Here is a 17,540-nt window from a genome sequence, read left to right as displayed (position 1 = left end):
AAAATGCGGATTAAGAGCAAATAAGGTAAAAAATTAAACTATTTTATAAGATGTGAGGGCATATGAATCCATTAGGTTTTAAACCATTTAATACTATCAATACAACTTCTTTACCAACTGGTAACCTTTTGTTAAACAAACAAAACAAGGATTATCATCATAAGTTAGCCAAGCTAGAACGCGTGCAAGAAATTATAGATGATTTTACATTAGAGAATAGCAAAGAAGTAGAAATCAATGCGAAACTTGCGGTAATTTACGCGGGCGAACAAGGAGCGATTCCAAAAATCGTGCAAGATTTTGTGGATTTGGCGCAAGAGTTTTTTGAAGTTGCCTTAGTAGATTTAGAATTGTTAGAAAATTTCAGCGGAAGCTTTGGTGGATTTAATGCCAAACTTAATAATGAAGAAATTATAGAGTTTGCGCAAGCTGTTTTGTTTGTTTGCGAAGAAGAATTGTTGCGCTTTAGAGGTGTCTATAATGTAGCTGATTTTAAGAATCCTGAAAGCTTATTAGAAAAGTTGAAAAAAAATATTGGTATTTATTCCTATAAAGAAATAATTGGTTATCAAGAGAATCTTTGCCAATATCATCATAGGAGAGAAAGACATTGCACAAGATGTGCAAATGTTTGTCCTACCTTTGGTGTAGATAATAACGACGACTTAATGGAATTGGTTTTTTCACCAATTGATTGCATTGCCTGTGGTGCATGTGTGGGTGTGTGTCCGACAAATTGTTTGGAATATGAGGAGTTGCCCAAAGAAAGCTTGGGGGAAATCATAGAGCAGTATAAAGGACAAAGGATTTTCTTATGTAACACGCAAGATTATAGAATCTTAGCCTCACAAAACAAAAATTTACCCTCTGATTTTCTGCCTCTAGTTTTGCCAAGTTTGTTGATACTAAACGAAAATGATTTGCTAAGTATGGTGCAAATGAGCGGAAATGCTTTGGTGGTTTATACACAAAATTTAAGCGCACCTATGGAATTTTTAAATCATATTACACAGCAAATCCATCAACAAAATTTTATTTTTGCTGTGCAGCAGGTAGAATTCTTATCGCAATTGGAATTACCACGAATAGAATCTTATTTTTATCAAAACCGCTACAACAAACCTTATCGTGAGTCTTTTGCACAGAGGTTGCAATACATGGTAAAAGACAAAGATTATGGTTTGGCAAAAAGTGTACCCGCGACACAATCACGCAAAGATTCTGTGTTTTATGGGGAAATCAAAGTAAATACACAAAAATGCACACTTTGTCTTTCTTGTGTGGGAGCGTGCAATGTAAATGCAATCTTTGCTAGAAGTGATGATTTTTCTTTACGTTTCAATGCAAGCTTTTGCACGACTTGCGGATATTGTGTTGCTTCCTGTCCTGAAGACGCAATGGAACTTCATAAAGAAGGGATTATGCTAAATCCAGATTTTTTTAGAAGTCAAGAGTTGGCAAAAGATGAGCCCTTTTTGTGTGTGGAATGTGGGAAGGTTTTTAGCACAAAGAAATCCATTGAAAAAGTGCTATTAATGATTGGGGATTCTTTTGCAAAGGATATTAAAAAGTTTAGAACAATTCAATGCTGTCCAGATTGCAAAGTCAAAGTTATGCTTGATACAACAAATGTAATTGCACAGGAAAGGGAGGCAGATGTTAGATAATTTGAGCGAACAAGAACAATTAAATTTAAAAAATGCTCGTGTTTTATACTATGACTTTTTTAATGGTTTGTTGGTTTTTGAAATGCTAGAAGAAAGAGCAGGAATCGCAAAAGAACAATTAGAAATTTTGTTAAATGCTCCTCTAAATCAGGAAGCAGAAGGCAGTATGCTACTTTTAAAGCAAGAGTTAGAAGACAATGGGATTCAAAATATTAAAGAGGAATTTTCTCGTCTCTTTGCATTGCCTTTTGGAGGGAAGCAAGTCGGTATGCATCTTTCGCATTACTATGAAAACTGCATTGGTGGGCAATCTCTTTTGAAAATTAGAGCATTAATGAAAGGAAGTGATGTGCGAGTAAATACAGAGAATTTTAAAGAAACAGAGGAACATTTAGGATTTCTGTGCGGCTTTATGCGTTACCTAATAGAGAAAGAGAATGTAGAGTTAGCAAAAGAAGTCTTTTTATTTAGTCAAAAAGCTTTTTTGGGTTGGGTAGATGAGCTAAAAGCACGGAGTGATGCAAAATTTTATTTAGCACTTGCGTTGATAGTGGAATCTTTTATGAAGTTTGAAATGGAATTTTACTCTTAAATAATTCTACTTAAGCCTTTATTGCGAGGGCTTAAGTGGGGTTATCCCAAATCTTAAATAAGGAGCCAATATGGAAAAGAGTCGGCGAGAGTTTTTAAAAACTACCGCAAAAACTTCCGTAGCAGTCGCAGGTGTAAGTATTGCATTGGCAGGCTGTGGCAAAAAAGGCACAAGTGAGAATCTCGTGCGTGGCAAATCGCCTAAAAAAGAGATTCTTTACCAAAAAACACAGCAATGGGATTTATACTATTCTGTTGCAAAATAAAAAGCGAGGTGAAAAATGAGCGAAACAATTCAAAGACGCAATAACAGACGTGCGTTTTTAAAAATGACCGCTCTTGGAAGCTTAGCTAGCGCAAGTATTGCATTGGGAAATGACACACAAAAAACTATGCGTCAAGCAACTACACAAGAGTTGAAAGAAAGATATCCAGAGTCCAAAAAAGTAAAAACAATTTGCACCCATTGTTCTGTGGGTTGTGGAATCGTAGCTGAAGTGGTAGATGGTGTTTGGGTGCGACAAGAAGTTGCACAAGACCACCCTATTTCTCAAGGGGGACATTGTTGTAAAGGCGCAGATTTAATTGATAGAGCAAGAAGTGAAACAAGACTTCGCTATCCATTAGAAAAACAAAATGGTAAATGGACAAGACTTAAATATGATGAAGCAATGGATAAAATTGCTGCACAAATTAAGCAAATCCGAGAGGAAAGCGGACCTGATGCGGTGATGTTTTTGGGAAGTGCGAAGTGTTCTAATGAGCAAAGCTATTACATTAGGAAATTTGCAGCATTTTTTGGGACAAATAATATAGACCATTGCGCTCGCGTTTGACACTCTCCAACAGTTGCCGGTGTGGCAAATACATTTGGATATGGTGGAATGACAAACCATTTAGGCGATATGCAATTCTCTAAATATATTTTAGTTATTGGTGCAAATCCAGCTGTCAATCACCCTGTTTCTATGGTGCATATTTTACGTGCAAAAGAAAAAGGTGCGAAACTCGTGTGCATTGACCCAAGATTTACTAAAACAGCAGCAAAATGTAATGAATATCACAGAATCCGAAGTGGGACAGATATTGCCTTTGCGTATGGATTGCTTAATCATATCATCGCAAAAAAACTTTATGATGAGCAATATCTCAAAGATAGAGTTGATGGCTATGAGCTCATTATGGAAGAAGCAAGGAAATTTACTCCTGAAGTTGCAGCAGATGTTTGTGGAATCCCAGCAGATGCAATTCGCCATATTGCAGAAGAAATGGCAAGCGCAAAACCTGCAAGTTTGATTTGGAATCAAGGTTTAACACAGCACACTGTGGGGACAAGCAATACGCGTATTATGCCGATTCTACAAATGTTTTTAGGAAATATTGGTAAAAATGGTGGAGGCGTGAATATTTTGCGCGGACACGATAATGTGCAAGGTGCTTCAGATATGACAAACCTCGCAGATTCTTTGCCCGGATATTACGGATTGGGAGAACCTGCTTGGAAACATTTTTGCCGACATTGGAAAGTAGATTATGATTGGATGGTTTCTCGCTTCAAAAACAAAGAGATGATGGGCAAAACAGGTTTTGCACATTCTACGTGGAAGTTTGGTGTGCTAGATGATGAAAATATGGAAAACAATGCAGGCACTAAATTGCGCGCTTTGATTGTCATTGGTTCGGGTATGACCACTGTTTCTTTGTTAGATTTGCAACGCAAGGCTATGGATAAATTAGACTTAGTTGTATTTGTGGATCCTTATGTGAATGACTTGGCAATTTATGGGGATAGAACAGATAATTTATTCTGCTTGCCTGCGGCTTCTCAAATGGAGACAAGTGGTAGTGTGGCAGCGACAAATCGTAGCTATCAATGGCGTTCTAAAGTAATGGAACCGCTCTTTGAATGTCGTCCTGATGAAGAGTTTTTGTTTGGATTGGCAGAAAGATTGGGATTCTTAGAAGAATATCAAAGAAGGCTTTATGATATTGCAAAATCTAAAGGCAGGGATAAGTTCATTTGGCCAGAAGACGCGACGGTAGAATTAACTCAAAGTATCCGAAGCATTGGATTGCAGGGAATGAGTCCGGAGAGATTAAAAGCACATCAAGAAAATTGGCATATGTTTGATAAGGTAACCTTAGAGGGAACTGGTCCATTTAAGGGAGATTATTATGGATTGCCTTGGCCTTGTTGGAGTGATAAACACCCCGGAACTCCTGTAATGTATAATGATAAAATTCCTGTTATGCGTGGAGGTATGGGATTCCGTGTAAATTGGGGTGTTACAAATCCTAGCGGTCAAAGTATGCTTACTCCTCGTTCTTTACCAAATGCGAAATATAGTGGAGGACACGCTCCTGTAACTGCGGCAAATGCGGAATCTCTTGGTATTAAGCTTACAGAAGCAGAAAAAGAAGCAATTGGTGGAACTAGCTTTGCTATGGGATTTGGTAATAATATTCTTGTAGAAAAAGCTTTAGAGCAAGGACTTTGCCCTTATGGAAATGGTAAAGCAAGAGCAAATGTGTGGAATTGGTATGATAAGATTCCATTGCATCGTGAGCCTTTGCACTCTGTGCGTGGAGATTTGGTAGATAAGTATCCAAACTTCCCTGATAAGAAAAATCATTTTAGGGCAAATATCAAATATCGTAGCCGACAAAAAGAGCTTGGTGAGAATAAAAATTGGGTAGATGAATTTCCTATTAATATGTTAAGTGGTAGGCTTGTAGCGCATATGGGAACAGGTGCAGAAACAAGAAGTGCGAAATATCTAGCAGAAGTAGAGGGCGAAATGTTTGTAGAGATTCACCCCGATAAAGCTGCGGAGATGAATATCAAAAATGGTGATATGCTTTGGGTATATGGAACAATGGATACACGCATTTTAGTTCCTGCTAAACTTTCTACAAGAGTGGATTACAATAGCGTTTGGTTGCCACAAAATTTCTCGGGAATGGACCAAGGCAAATCAAGACTTGAAAATTATCCTGAAGGCACAAAACCTTATGCGATTGGAGAATCTGCTTGTATGGTTGCAAGCTATGGGTTTGATTACAATTCTGCTTGTCCGGAAACAAAATGTGGTTTGTGCCGCATAGAGAAAGCATAAGGAGTAGAAAATGAGTAATACAATTCCAAGCAATCTTGAGAATTTCTCAAGAATCAAATTTTATTGCGATACAAATCGTTGCATTGAATGCCACGGGTGTGATGTGGCTTGTAAAGAAGCACATCATTTACCTGTGGGTGTCAATCGCCGAAGAGTTGTTATGCTAAATGAGGGAGTCGTAGGCAAGGAGACTGCAGTTTCTATTGCTTGTATGCACTGCTCTGATGCACCTTGTGCGCAAGTGTGTCCAGTGGATTGTTTTTATATTCGTGCAGATGGAATCGTTTTGCACGATAAAAAAACTTGCATTGGCTGTGGATATTGTCTTTATGCGTGTCCTTTTGGCGCGCCACAATTTCCAAAAAATGGTGTGTTTGGCTCACGCGGAACAATGGATAAATGCACTTTCTGTGCAGGAGGTCCCGAAGAGACCAATAGTGAGGAAGAATATCATCTGTATGGACAAAACAGAATTGCTGAAGGTAAAGTGCCAATGTGTGCGAGTATGTGTTCTACGAAAGCTCTGCTTGCTGGAAGCAGCGAAGAAGTTTCAAACATTATCACACATCGTGCGACTGTGCGAGGAGAAAATATCCCCAACGCTGTGCCTAATGTGTGGAAAACGGCGTATGGCAACTAGGAGGATTCTATGAGAAATTTATTGAAATTCTTTAGAATCTTTATGTTGGTTTTATTTGTGGCAGGAGCTAGTCTTTCCTTTGGGGCAAACCCAAGTGTGCCACAAAAAGATGGTAAGCAATATGCAGAGGTGATTAGCGGAAATAATGCTTTGATTGCACCAAGTGATAGAGCAAATCCAAAAATCTATGGTGGTCCGGAAGTGGAGGCGATTAAAACTTGGGGGATTGATTCTCCCAATTCTTATGGTTTTGGTGAAATCTTTACGCTTTTGCAAGGACATTATTTTTCTGTGATTTTTGGGATTCTTATTGTTCTAGTGCCTTTAGCCTTTTTGGGTCATTTTATGGTGATTGGACAAAAGAAATTCAATCACGGAAAGAAAATTCGCGTCTTTTCTAGTTACAATATTTTCGTGCATTGGTGTGCAGCAATCCCTTTTGTTGCTTTGTGCTTGACGGGCTTAGTTATGGTCTTTGGTGATAAGCTAGGTGGAGGAGGATTCGTTCGCTTTGCAAGAGATGTGCATGGAATCGCAACGATTGTTTTCGCAATCTTTGGTGTGTTGATGTTCTTAATGTGGTTTAAAAGTGCATTGCCTAGAGCTTATGATATTGATTGGCTTATGATTATGGGCGGATATTTAAGCAAAGAGAAGAAGCCAATTCCGGCAGGGAAGTTTAACGCAGGACAAAAAATGTGGTTTTGGGTTTGCACTTTGGGCGGATTTGCAATGGTGATTTCTGGCGCTTTTATGTTTTTTCAATTCAGCGATATTAATACTTTAAGAATGATGGCGTTAGCGCACAATTTTATCGGATTTTTAATTGTTGCTTTATTGATTACACATATTTATATGGCAGTCTTTGCGATTGAGGGAGCTTTACATTCAATCATTGATGGACATATGGGTGAAGAGGAAATTGCAATTTTGCATAGTTATTATTATAAAGAAATCAATGCGGCGTAATGGAATCCTATTATCAAGCGTTGAAAATTGAAAGAATCTCTCCTAGTGGGTTTGGGGGAGATTCTTTAGGATTTGTAGAAGATTGTGTGATTGCAGAGGAGCGCGTTGGCTTTTATCTCAATGGCAAAAAGCTACTTTCAGTTATGAGTATCCCAAAAGAACAAGATTGTCATATCGTTGGGTTTTTGATAAGTGAAGGTGTGATTAATGATGTATCACAGATTCGTCGTTTGGAGATTGCAAAAGACGGAAAATCTGTTGCAATAGAAGCAGAGATTGTAGAGGAGAATCTTAAGAATCTCTTTCGCGAGAAAACATTAACTTCTGGCTGTTGTGTAGGAGTTGCTGGGAACTTGGAGGGACATATTATAGAGCGGTTTGTGGAATCTGATAGGAAGATTTCGTGTAGTGAGCTTTTTGAGTGTTTGCAATGCTTTGAATCCCCAAGTGAAATGTTTGAGAAGACAGGCTGTGTGCATAAAGCAATGTTGGTTTTGCGGGATTCCACACTTATTTGTGAGGATATTGGGAGACACAATGCGATTGACAAAGTAATGGGAAAGGCGCGTTTGCAAGGGCTTGATACACGCAATGCGATTCTTTATGTGAGTGGAAGATTATCGCTTGAAATGGTGATTAAAGCAGTGATGCATAACATTCCTATTGTGATTTCTAAGGCTGCTGCTACTCTTATGGGAGTGAAAGCTGCGCAAGAGACAGGAGTAACGCTTGTGGGTTTTGCGCGTGGCAAAAGAGCAAATATCTATACGCATAGTGGGAGAATCACAGAGTAGGGAGACTTTGGGATTTTATAATTTGGCTGCTTTTGTGATTCTGCAAAAGAGGCAAAATGGACAATTCTAGGATTCTATCTAATTAAGCCTTTTTTAAAAATTAAGAAAACCGAATCGGAATTTCTGGATTTGCAAGCCAAGTAGGAGAATCCAAATCTTTTAAGATTCCTTGCTCTATTTTTTGACTTTCATTGAAACCCAAATCTTTCAAGCATTTGCGGTTAATGTAGCTAACCTCTATGGAGGTGCTAAAAAACAATCCTCTAGAATAAAAGATTTTGCCGTGATTATTAAAATGCAAATGAATGGGGCAGAAATGCTTATCTAAACGCCCAAGTTGTGTGATTCTTTGATGAAATCCACTTTTTTCTTCGGGATTGCAGCCGTGGAATTCAAAAATGACCTGCGCAAAGTTTTGCGCCAAAGTTTCTATATTGATATTTTCCAGCATTTCCCATTCTGCATTTTCAATATCAATTTGCAAAATATTCGCCTGTGTGGAATCTAGCTGATTGTCCTTGAGAAGTGTTTCCAATGTAATAGTAGAATCGCTATTATTTGTTGCAACGAATTTTTTGTGAAAAGTAATATTGGGGTGTGTGTAGGGTGAATGTGTGATACTTCCATCATATTCTATCACTAGATAGCCAATCTCCGCCATTTCTAAATCCCAAGGAGAATAATCGGAAACTCCTAGTGAAATTGCCTTTGCATTTTGCAAATAGGGGCTATTTGCCCCCCCCCAATTTTTAGAAGAGGGCGACACATCACATATCCTCCGTCATTTTCGCCACCGATTCTAACGAGTGCATTGCGTTGGATTTTAAGAGGACGTAGAATCGCTAAATATTCTTTGATTTTTGTATAAACTTGGGAGTTGTGGTTGATTCGGAGGTAGTTTCTATCTCTGTCTTGCAAAAGAAGTAACAAGGTTTGCTTGTCTTTTTTGTTGATTTTGGCATTTGTAATGCAATTGGACATTAGAATTTGATATTGAAGGAGATTGTTTTGCTTGACTTGTGAAATAAGAGTATTGAAAGATTCTTTTAATGAGGCAAAATCGTGTGATTCCATTTTGTTCCTTTGCAAGTTAAAGTTGTGATTATAGAGTAAAATCAAAAAATTTGATAGTTTTTGAAGTGTAAAGTAAAAATGGTGCGGAAAAGAGGACTTGAACCTCCATGCCTTGCGGCGCTAGATCCTAAGTCTAGTGCGTCTGCCAGTTTCGCCATTTCCGCTTAATTTCAAAAATAAAGCGCAATTCTACTGAAATATTCTTAAATATACTTTATATTTTAAGATTCTTAAGAGCTTTAAAATTTAATGTCTTTTTTGGAAATTGCATACTAATACAATGCAAACTCCCGTGTTGTCGGATTAGCACAGAACAATCAATGGGTATGACTTCGTGTTTTGGGCAAATGTTTTGCAGAATCTCTCTTGCAAGATTATCATTGGAATCTTGATAGGTGGGAAGTAAAATCCTCCCATTTAAAAATAAAAAGTTCGCATAAGTTGCGGGAAGTCGCTCATTATCAAAATACTTTGCGCCAACAAAGGGTAATTCAACGAGTTTGAAAGGCTCACCTTTTAGGTCGCGCAATTTTTCCAACTCCTTTTTCATTGCAAGGAGCGCGGGATAATGTTCGTCATTTTTGTCCGCACAACCCACATAGACAATAGTTTTTTTATCTACAAAACGCGCAAGAGTATCAATATGGCTATCGGTGTCATCACCACTTAAATAGCCAGAGTTTAGCCATAGAATCTGTTGAATCCCTAGAGTTTTTTTGAGTTTTTTTTCAAGTTGTTTTTGTGTATAGGTTGGATTGCGGTTGTCCTCTAGCAAGCATTGTGTGTTGGTAAGCAAAATGCCAGCCCCGTTACTTTCTATGCTCCCACCCTCTAAAATTAAATTTTCTGTTTTAATGTTTTTTAAGATTCCAAGTTTAGCAAGTTCGCGTGTGATTTTGTTGTCAAAATTGGAAGCAAACTTCAATCCCCAACCATTAAATCCAAAATCAAGTACAATGTTTTGATTGTTTTTTGTAATCGTGATACCTCCAAAATCACGCGTCCAAGTATCGTTACTAGGAATCTCTACGCAATATAGACGAGAAAGAAGTTTTGGATTCCAGCCTTTTTTGGCAAAATAATTGTTTATGTAATCTTTGGTAGATGTTTTATTTTCACACACAAGCAGACAAGATTCTACCTGTAAAATTGGATAAATAATTTCGCAATATGTATTGCGCACTTCGTCTAAATAAGGCTTCCAATCTGAATTTTTATGTGGAAAAGAGAGCAAGATTCCATCTTGTTTTTCCCATTCTGCAAAAATTTTTTTCATTTTCTATACTCTTTTTAAAAAAATTGACGATATTATTACATAAATTTTTGTCAAGGAGGACAATATGGCAATGAATATTTCTAGTAATTCTACAAAAAGTAGTTTTGAGTATGCAAACGATTTGCAAAATGCAATGAGTTCTAATCCGCTTAAAAAGGACGAAACTTCGGCGGAAGATAGAAATAAAAAGATACAAGAAGCGGCTTTAAACATTGATGCAAAGTCTTTGGTAACAGGTTATATTATGCAATTTCAAATGAATGTTACGATTTCAAGTGAGACAAATTTCTCTTCGCAAAATGGGCTTTTTGGTTCAAATACAAGTGCGATGAATGACCCTTTTAAACTAAGTGGGATTCTAAAAGGTTTGGATTTAAGTTCTATTGGCTATGATGGGAAGCCTATTCAAGAACTTACACAAGATGAAGCAAAAGCATTAATTGCAGAGGACGGATTTTTTGGTGTTGCAAAAACATCAGACAGAATCGCAGATTTTGTTTTAGCTGGTGCAGGAGATGATGTTGAGAAATTGAAAGCTGGTAGAGAGGGAATCATCAGAGGTTACAATCAAGCAGAAAAAGCTTGGGGTGGTAATTTGCCTGATATTAGCAAAGAAACTTTGGAAAAAGCTTTAGAAAAAGTAGATAAAAAATTAGCAAGCTTGGGTGTAAATGTTTTAGACCAAAACGCATAAACTAAGAGAATCTTTTGAGTGGGCTTATCTTAAGTATTGAAAGTAGTTGCGATGATAGTTCTATCGCACTCACTCAAATTGATTCTAAACTTTTAATCTTTCATCAAAAAATCTCTCAAGAAAAACAACATTCTGCTTTTGGTGGCGTCGTTCCAGAGCTTGCAAGTCGCCTGCACGCAGAATCCTTACCTCTTATTTTAGAGAAAGTCAAGCCTTATTTTAAGGAAGTAAAAGCTATTGCCATTACCACAGAACCGGGTTTAAATGTAACTTTAATGGAAGGTTTAATAATGGCAAAAACTTTGGCTTTTTCATTAAATATTCCAATCATTGGTGTAAATCATTTAAAAGGGCATTTGTATTCTTTGTTCTTAGAATCTGAAGCAGTTTTTCCTCTAGGAGTTTTGCTTGTTTCGGGAGGACATACACTATTGCTTGAAGCACAGGGATTCCACGATATTAGCATTTGCGCACAAAGCCTAGATGATAGTTTTGGTGAAAGTTTTGATAAGGTAGCAAAAATGCTCTTGCTTGGTTATCCCGGCGGACCAATCGTGGAATCTTATGCGAAACAGGGAAAGAGTGATATTTATAATTTTCCTATTCCATTGCGTAGCAAGAAGCAATATGCCTTTAGTTTTTCAGGATTAAAAAATGCGGTAAGAATGCAAATTGAAAGGGAAAAGGAATCCAAAGGGATTTTAAGTGAGGAATTTAAAACAAACCTCTGTGCTAGCTTCCAAAAATCTGCCATAACGCACTTGATGCAAAAATGTAAAATATTTTTTGAGCAGAATCGTTCCAACTCTCATCAATGGAAGCATTTTGGAGTCGTAGGTGGAGCAAGTGCCAATCTTGCTTTAAGGGAACAAATAGAAAAGATGTGCAGGGATTATGGTGTTACATTATTGCTTTCTCCTTTGGAATTTTGTTCGGATAATGCCGCAATGATTGGACGCGTGGCAATAGAATCTTATCAACTTGAAGAATTTGATACCATTTATTCTCTGCAAACTCGCCCAAGAATTGAAGCATTTTAATCTAAAATTTAGTTTCGTTATTTAATAATAAAAACTCAATTAATTTTTTAAGGAAATAAAATGGTAACTTTTAAAGGTAACGCAGTAACACTTGCGGGTAAAGCAGTTCAAGTTGGAGATAAAGCACCAAAGGTTGATTTGGTAGCAGGAGATTTAAGTGTCAAAAGCGTAGGTGGAGCAAGTGGTAAATACCAAATTATCAATGTTGTACCTTCTTTGGATACAGGAGTTTGCGCAACACAAACAAGAAAATTTAATGAAAAAGCAGCAAATATTCCTAATACACAAGTTTTTGTTGTTTCTCTTGACCTTCCTTTTGCTCAAGGCAGATTTTGTTCTACTGAAGGAATTGAAAATGTAATTGCATTGAGTGATTTTAGAAATAAGGATTTTGGAGATTCTTATGGCGTGATTCTAGCAGGTTCTCCATTAGAGGGCTTACTAACACGCGCAGTATTTGTTGTCAATCCTGATGGACAAATCGTGCATAAAGAAATTGTAAGTGAAATTACAAGCGAGCCAGATTACGAAGCTGCATTAAAAGCTGTAAAATAATTTTTTGGGAGTTTAGTCGTGTTGTTGTATTTGCATGGGTTTCGTAGTGTTGGATTATGTTACAAAGGGAAACAAATCATCACTTTTGCGCCCGATGCACTCACGCCTAATCTCTCCTATGTGCCAACTTTGGCAATTGCTCTTGCGGAATCTTTGATTGCAGAATATTCCAAGACACACAAAATTTGCTTGATTGGAAGTTCGCTTGGAGGTTACTATGCAACATTTTTGGCGCAGAAATATCACCTTAAAGCCGTTTTGGTTAATCCTGTGATAGATGCTTATAAGACTTTATTGCCAGCAATTGGGCGCGTCAATGTTCCATATCAAAAGACTTCCTTTTTTTGGAGTTTGAATTTGGTAGAAAGTTTGAAGCAATATTTTGTGGATTCTATTACTCCAGAGTTATATTGTGTGCTTTTGCAAAAGGGCGACCAAGTGCTTGATTACAGAATTGCAGCACATAAATTTAAGGATTCTAAACTGATTATTCAAGAGGGTGGCTCACATCATTTTGATAATTTTATGTCTCAAAAAGACACAATTTTAAAATGGGCAGAAGAGAATTAAGTCCAACAATCTCCAAATAAAAGCTAGTTAATCCATCTTTTATCCCACCACTTTTTATGAAATTTCTAATTTTATAAAATGATAATCAATTTTAATATTGTTTTAACTTTCTAAAAGTTACAATATCCTAGATTAAAATTTGAAAATTAGGTGGAGATATTGAAATGACAATTAATGCACTCAAAGATGGAGAATATGGAGTGATTACGCATTTGGGCGTAGATGGGCAATTAAGGGATAGACTCTTTAGTTTTGGAATCTCTAAAACAAAACAAATCAAAAAGCTTGAAACTTCTCTTGGTGGTTCTACAATTTTGGTTGAGTTAGATAGGAATTGTATCGTTTTGCGCGCAGAAGAAGCAAATGCGATTGAAGTAGAAAGAGTGCGGGAGTAAATAATGGCTGAAACAAAACAAATCCGAATTGCTCTTGTTGGACAACCCAATGTTGGTAAAAGTTTGTTGATTAATGCACTTTGTCATTCCACGATGAAAGTAGGAAATTTTCCGGGTGTTACGGTTGAAAAAGCCGAAGCAAGCACTTCATATAAAGGATATGTGTTACAAATTGTAGATTTGCCCGGCACTTATTCGCTTTATGGTTATTCAGAAGAAGAAAAAATCACAAAACATTTTGTGGAATCTAATGATTATGATTTGATTGTTAATGTGGCAGATTCTACAAATTTGGAGCGTAATTTACTCTTAAGTGCGCAGTTGCTTGAAATGCAAAAAAAGATGGTTTTAGTCCTTAATATGAGCGATGAGGCACGCAAGGAGGGGATAAAAATCAAGACAGAATCTTTAAGCGAATTGCTTGGGATTCCAAGTGTGCAAGTTTCTGCACATACAAAAGAAAATTTAGAATCTCTCTTAGATGTGATAGTGGCAACTTACGAAAAGGGACAAAATGCAAATAAGCGTATTTATAGCAATGCAATTGAGACAGAAATTTTGCATTTAGAGGAATTTATCAAAAATAAAAAAGATGTAAGCATAGAATCGCTTGGCTTAAGTGCGCGTCAAATTGCGATTTTGTTGCTAAAACAAGAGGAAAAAACCTTTCAAATTTTACATAAAAAACCTATTTGGATGGAATTATCTAAAAAACTGCAAGATTCTTTAAATAATTTATATACAATTTATGATACACCCTCTAATAAAGAAATTTTTTTGGAAGATTTAAACGCGTTCGTGCAGGGCTTGATAACGGAAACCGTGCATTATGAGGGTAAAGAAAAGCAAGGTTATACGCATAGTATTGATAAAATTTTGATTAACAAATATGCAGGGATTCCGATTTTTTTGTTTTTTATGTGGGTATTGTTTCAGCTTACCTTTACGCTTGGTGCGTTGCCAATGGATTTAATTGATAGCTTTTTTGGTTGGCTTGGAGAGTCAATCAAAGAGAATATTGAAAGTGAAAGCCTTGCTTCACTGCTTGCAGATGGAATCATTGGCGGTGTAGGAGCAGTCGTGTTGTTTTTGCCCAATATCGTGATTTTATTCTTTGGAATCGCATTGTTAGAGACAACGGGTTATATGTCTCGCGTTGCGTTTTTATTGGACGGATTTTTCCATAAATTTGGCTTGCACGGAAAAAGTTTTATTCCGCTTGTAACAGGATTTGGTTGTTCTGTGCCTGCCTTTATGGCAACAAGGACTTTGAAAAGCCGCAAAGATAGATTATTGACGCTTTTTATTATTAATTTTATGAGTTGTGGTGCAAGATTGCCTGTATATGTGCTTTTTGTTGGAGCATTTTTTCCAGCACAACAAGCAGGAAATTGGCTATTTGGAATCTATATTTTAGGCGCATTGTTGGGATTGGTAATGGCGAAGATTCTTCGCTTGACTGCTTTTAAAGGTCCAGATGAACCTTTTGTTATGGAGATGCCAAAATATCGTATGCCAAATTGGAGATTGGTATGGTTTGCGATTTATACTAAAGCAAAAATGTATCTTAAAAAGGCAGGGACTTTTATTTTGGCAGCCTCTGTTTTGATATGGTTTGCAAGCTCTTATCCTATTCAAGAAGAGACGAAAGAGGTTTATGAAAGCAAGATGGAACAGGTATTGAATGAAGAGGAAAAAGAAAAGCTCGCCTTTGCGTTGGAGGAATCCTTGATTGAAAATAGCTATTTGGGAATGACGGGTAAGTTGATTGAGCCTGTTTTTGCTCCTCTTGATTTCGATTGGAGGATGAGTGTAGCACTTTTGAGTGGATTGGCGGCAAAAGAAGTGGTGATTTCTACTATGGGTGTGCTTTATTCTCTAGGCGGAGAAGTAGATGAAGAGAGTGAAAATCTTATGCAAGTGATTAAGAGAGCAATCCCATTGCAAACCGCTATCGCTTTTATTCTCTTTGTGATGATTTACAATCCTTGTCTTGCGGCGACGGTGGTTTTTGGCAAAGAGGCGGGTGGATTTAAATATATTGTATTTTTGTTCGTTATGACGACTATTTGTGCATATATTGTCGCTTGGATTGGTTCTATGCTTGCTAGTGCGATTCTAAATTAAAGGTAAGTTATTGCGTCTCTTTTTTGCCATCGTAAGGAGTTTTTCCTTTCTCATTGTGAGGAATGAGCTTTGCAAATGACAAAGAAATCTATTCTTTGGGCAATTTAAATATTCAATGCCAAGATTCTTTGATTTAGATTTGCGCTTTGCAGGTGAATGCTTTGCGCGCACGCCACGCATTTTTTTAAAAATGCTCGCAAGAACGAAATGTGTGCCACGATTCCTTGAATCTCACAAGAATATTTATTTCATTTCTAAACGCAAAAGGAGCATTTCATTACCTTTTGTAATTTTTACTTGCTCACTTCCACAACAAGGACAATGTGTATAATCTAGCTTATTTGCGAGATTACTTTGATGGCAGGAATCGCAAGTGAGTTCTACTTTGGATTCTTGAATAAGGAGTTTGGCTTGCTCGCAGAGACTACCTAGCTTAAACTCTTCAAACGCACTTTTTAGCAAAGCAACATTGACTCCGCTCCGCTCCCCAATATCTAAATGAATCGCTAGAATTTTCTCTGCTTGATTGTGTTGCGCAATTTCTTCGCAGGATTCTATGAGGGAAGAGACGACAGAAAATTCGTGCATATTGAGCCTTTTTTAGCAAAAATTATTGTATGATAAGCCTTTGATTTTGTTTAAAGTTTTATTTTGGCTTGATTGGGTAAGATAAACTTTTGATTTAAATTTATTTGAGGTTACAAAATGCGACATTTTTTGACTTTGGCGGATTTTAGCAAAGAAGAAATTTTAGAAATTTTAATTCTCGCTAAAACCCTTAAAAACGAAGTAAAAAGTGGTATATATAGTAATCCACTTGCACACAAAACTTTGGGTATGATTTTTGAGAAAAACTCCACAAGAACACGCGTGAGTTTTGAAACAGGAATTTATCAGTTGGGTGGTAATGGAATCTTTCTTTCTAGCAATGATACGCAATTAGGACGCGGAGAGCCGATTAAGGATACTGCGCGTGTGTTATCTTCTATGGTGGATTTGGTAATGATGCGGACACACGAGCATTCGCGTTTGGAGGAATTTTCCGCATATTCTAATGTGCCTGTGATAAATGGACTAAGTGATGATTTTCACCCAATGCAATTATTGGCTGATTTTATGACAATGCAAGAGTGTGGCAAAGATAAGAATCCTATCGTTGCATATATTGGTGATGGAAATAATATGGCACATTCTTGGCTTATGCTTGCGGCTAAACTTGGTTTTACTTTGCGTATTGCTTCGCCAAAAAATTATGAAGTTTCTCAAAAGATTCTGCAAAAAGCAGAAAGTTTTGCTAAAATTTCAGGCGCAAAGATTTTATTAAGTGAGAATCCCCAAGAGGCAATTTTAGGGGCAGATGTTGTAACAACCGATACTTGGGCTTCTATGGGGCAAGAAGAGCAAAAAGAAACAAGGAAAAAAGCATTTCAGGATTATTGTGTGGATAGCAAGTTGATGAAACTTGCCAAACAAGACGCAATCTTTTTACATTGTTTGCCAGCCTATCGCGGACAAGAAGTCAGTGAGGAAGTATTAGAATCAGCGCAGAGTAAAATTTTTCAAGAGGCAGAAAATCGCCTACATGCTCAAAAAGGAGTAATGGTTTGGCTACACCAAAACCGCTAGTAAAACGAAATAATTCAATCCATCAGACAAATAATCTTTATGATTCATTGCAAGAGATTATCCACAATGCAAAGACGCAATCTAAGGTTTATGATTCTGACTTGGACGGAGATTTAACCTATTGTTTCAAAGATAAAAACGCACAAGAATTTTATTTAGTATCCAAAAAAAATATGCAACAACTTTTGGAATCTGCTAAACAGCTTGAGATAGATAAATATCTTTTTAAGCTAGAGAAAGAAATTTATTATAATGTGCCAGTGGATTTTGAAGATGTGTGGTGCATTGCATTGAAAGAAATTAAAAATTACGAAAAAGAACCCAAAGCTTTGGTAAAAAATCTTAAAAAACGTTATCCCTATTTGTTCTTTGAGATTCCAAAAATCCCTGATTCATTTTAACTTTA

General features: G+C 36.9%; 19 protein-coding genes and 1 tRNA gene. 15 read left to right on the top strand and 5 right to left on the bottom strand.

Annotation, left to right across the window (positions count from 1 at the left end; all coding sequences use genetic code 11):
* Positions 1-62: 62 nt before the first annotated feature.
* The 7 genes from CQA43_RS08780 to fdhD all read left to right on the top strand — a co-directional run bounded on the left by CQA43_RS08780 (position 63) and on the right by fdhD (position 7,777).
* A complete protein-coding gene (locus tag CQA43_RS08780) occupies positions 63-1,667 on the top strand; it encodes a 4Fe-4S binding protein (protein ID WP_181881675.1) in 1,605 nt (534 codons plus the stop codon).
* A complete protein-coding gene (locus CQA43_RS08775; protein ID WP_115552218.1) occupies positions 1,657-2,259 on the top strand; it encodes a TorD/DmsD family molecular chaperone in 603 nt (200 codons plus the stop codon). The genes CQA43_RS08780 and CQA43_RS08775 overlap by 11 nt, the downstream gene beginning before the upstream one ends.
* 70 nt (positions 2,260-2,329) lie before the next feature.
* On the top strand, positions 2,330-2,524 hold the full coding sequence (locus CQA43_RS08770) for a twin-arginine translocation signal domain-containing protein (RefSeq protein ID WP_115552217.1): 195 nt from the start codon (positions 2,330-2,332) through the stop codon (positions 2,522-2,524).
* Positions 2,525-2,539: 15 nt separating this feature from the next.
* Complete coding sequence (locus CQA43_RS08765; protein ID WP_115552216.1) at positions 2,540-5,374, top strand: molybdopterin-dependent oxidoreductase; 2,835 nt, start codon at positions 2,540-2,542, stop codon at positions 5,372-5,374.
* Positions 5,375-5,384: 10 nt separating this feature from the next.
* The gene (gene fdh3B / locus CQA43_RS08760; RefSeq protein WP_115552215.1) at positions 5,385-6,014 is read left to right on the top strand and encodes a formate dehydrogenase FDH3 subunit beta; all 630 of its coding nucleotides are present in this window, start codon (positions 5,385-5,387) and stop codon (positions 6,012-6,014) included.
* A gap of 9 nt (positions 6,015-6,023) precedes the next feature.
* The gene (locus CQA43_RS08755) at positions 6,024-6,983 is read left to right on the top strand and encodes a formate dehydrogenase subunit gamma (RefSeq protein WP_115552214.1); all 960 of its coding nucleotides are present in this window, start codon (positions 6,024-6,026) and stop codon (positions 6,981-6,983) included.
* Positions 6,983-7,777 carry a formate dehydrogenase accessory sulfurtransferase FdhD gene (fdhD, locus tag CQA43_RS08750; RefSeq protein ID WP_115552213.1) on the top strand — a complete coding sequence of 265 codons (795 nt, stop codon included), beginning with the start codon at positions 6,983-6,985 and terminating at the stop codon, positions 7,775-7,777. Before CQA43_RS08755 ends, fdhD begins: the two co-directional genes overlap by 1 nt.
* Before the next feature lie 100 nt (positions 7,778-7,877).
* Here fdhD and CQA43_RS08745 read toward each other — a convergent pair whose 3' ends face one another.
* From CQA43_RS08745 to CQA43_RS08735, 4 genes are all read right to left on the bottom strand, one after another.
* Complete coding sequence (locus CQA43_RS08745) at positions 7,878-8,543, bottom strand: FkbM family methyltransferase (RefSeq protein WP_245944292.1); 666 nt, start codon at positions 8,541-8,543, stop codon at positions 7,878-7,880.
* Positions 8,471-8,851: a hypothetical protein gene (locus CQA43_RS09800; RefSeq protein ID WP_245944291.1), complete on the bottom strand. Its 381-nt coding sequence runs from the start codon at positions 8,849-8,851 to the stop codon at positions 8,471-8,473. Before CQA43_RS09800 ends, CQA43_RS08745 begins: the two co-directional genes overlap by 73 nt.
* Before the next feature lie 79 nt (positions 8,852-8,930).
* Positions 8,931-9,015, bottom strand: a tRNA-Leu gene (locus tag CQA43_RS08740).
* A 50-nt stretch (positions 9,016-9,065) separates the two neighbouring features.
* Positions 9,066-10,127 carry an agmatine deiminase family protein gene (locus CQA43_RS08735; protein WP_115552212.1) on the bottom strand — a complete coding sequence of 354 codons (1,062 nt, stop codon included), beginning with the start codon at positions 10,125-10,127 and terminating at the stop codon, positions 9,066-9,068.
* A gap of 64 nt (positions 10,128-10,191) precedes the next feature.
* Here CQA43_RS08735 and CQA43_RS08730 point away from each other — a divergent pair, with 64 nt between their 5' ends.
* The 6 genes from CQA43_RS08730 (at position 10,192) to feoB (ending at position 15,508) form a co-directional block, all read left to right on the top strand.
* Complete coding sequence (locus CQA43_RS08730) at positions 10,192-10,821, top strand: hydrogenase-4 component G (RefSeq protein ID WP_245944290.1); 630 nt, start codon at positions 10,192-10,194, stop codon at positions 10,819-10,821.
* Between the two features lie 14 nt (positions 10,822-10,835).
* Positions 10,836-11,861, top strand: coding sequence for a tRNA (adenosine(37)-N6)-threonylcarbamoyltransferase complex transferase subunit TsaD (tsaD, locus tag CQA43_RS08725; protein ID WP_115552211.1), 1,026 nt, complete (start codon positions 10,836-10,838; stop codon positions 11,859-11,861).
* 60 nt (positions 11,862-11,921) lie between these two features.
* A complete protein-coding gene (gene tpx / locus CQA43_RS08720) occupies positions 11,922-12,416 on the top strand; it encodes a thiol peroxidase (RefSeq protein WP_115552210.1) in 495 nt (164 codons plus the stop codon).
* Between the two features lie 18 nt (positions 12,417-12,434).
* Positions 12,435-12,986: a YqiA/YcfP family alpha/beta fold hydrolase gene (locus tag CQA43_RS08715; RefSeq protein WP_115552209.1), complete on the top strand. Its 552-nt coding sequence runs from the start codon at positions 12,435-12,437 to the stop codon at positions 12,984-12,986.
* A gap of 164 nt (positions 12,987-13,150) precedes the next feature.
* Positions 13,151-13,381, top strand: coding sequence for a FeoA family protein (locus CQA43_RS08710; RefSeq protein WP_115552208.1), 231 nt, complete (start codon positions 13,151-13,153; stop codon positions 13,379-13,381).
* A gap of 3 nt (positions 13,382-13,384) precedes the next feature.
* Positions 13,385-15,508 carry a ferrous iron transport protein B gene (gene feoB / locus CQA43_RS08705; protein WP_115552207.1) on the top strand — a complete coding sequence of 708 codons (2,124 nt, stop codon included), beginning with the start codon at positions 13,385-13,387 and terminating at the stop codon, positions 15,506-15,508.
* A gap of 243 nt (positions 15,509-15,751) precedes the next feature.
* Here feoB and hypA read toward each other — a convergent pair whose 3' ends face one another.
* The gene (gene hypA / locus CQA43_RS08695; protein ID WP_115552205.1) at positions 15,752-16,096 is read right to left on the bottom strand and encodes a hydrogenase/urease nickel incorporation protein HypA; all 345 of its coding nucleotides are present in this window, start codon (positions 16,094-16,096) and stop codon (positions 15,752-15,754) included.
* A gap of 117 nt (positions 16,097-16,213) precedes the next feature.
* Between hypA and argF the strand changes: the two genes are divergently transcribed.
* Positions 16,214-17,134 carry an ornithine carbamoyltransferase gene (gene argF, locus CQA43_RS08690; protein ID WP_115552204.1) on the top strand — a complete coding sequence of 307 codons (921 nt, stop codon included), beginning with the start codon at positions 16,214-16,216 and terminating at the stop codon, positions 17,132-17,134.
* Positions 17,113-17,535, top strand: a complete 423-nt coding sequence (locus CQA43_RS08685) for a DUF2603 domain-containing protein (protein WP_115552203.1) — start codon at positions 17,113-17,115, stop codon at positions 17,533-17,535. The genes argF and CQA43_RS08685 overlap by 22 nt, the downstream gene beginning before the upstream one ends.
* Positions 17,536-17,540: the final 5 nt, after the last annotated feature.

This window comes from Helicobacter ganmani (assembly GCF_003364315.1).
GTDB classification, from domain to species: Bacteria; Campylobacterota; Campylobacteria; order Campylobacterales; family Helicobacteraceae; genus Helicobacter_D; species Helicobacter_D ganmani.
This window is presented reverse-complemented; position numbering and strand designations above follow the sequence as displayed.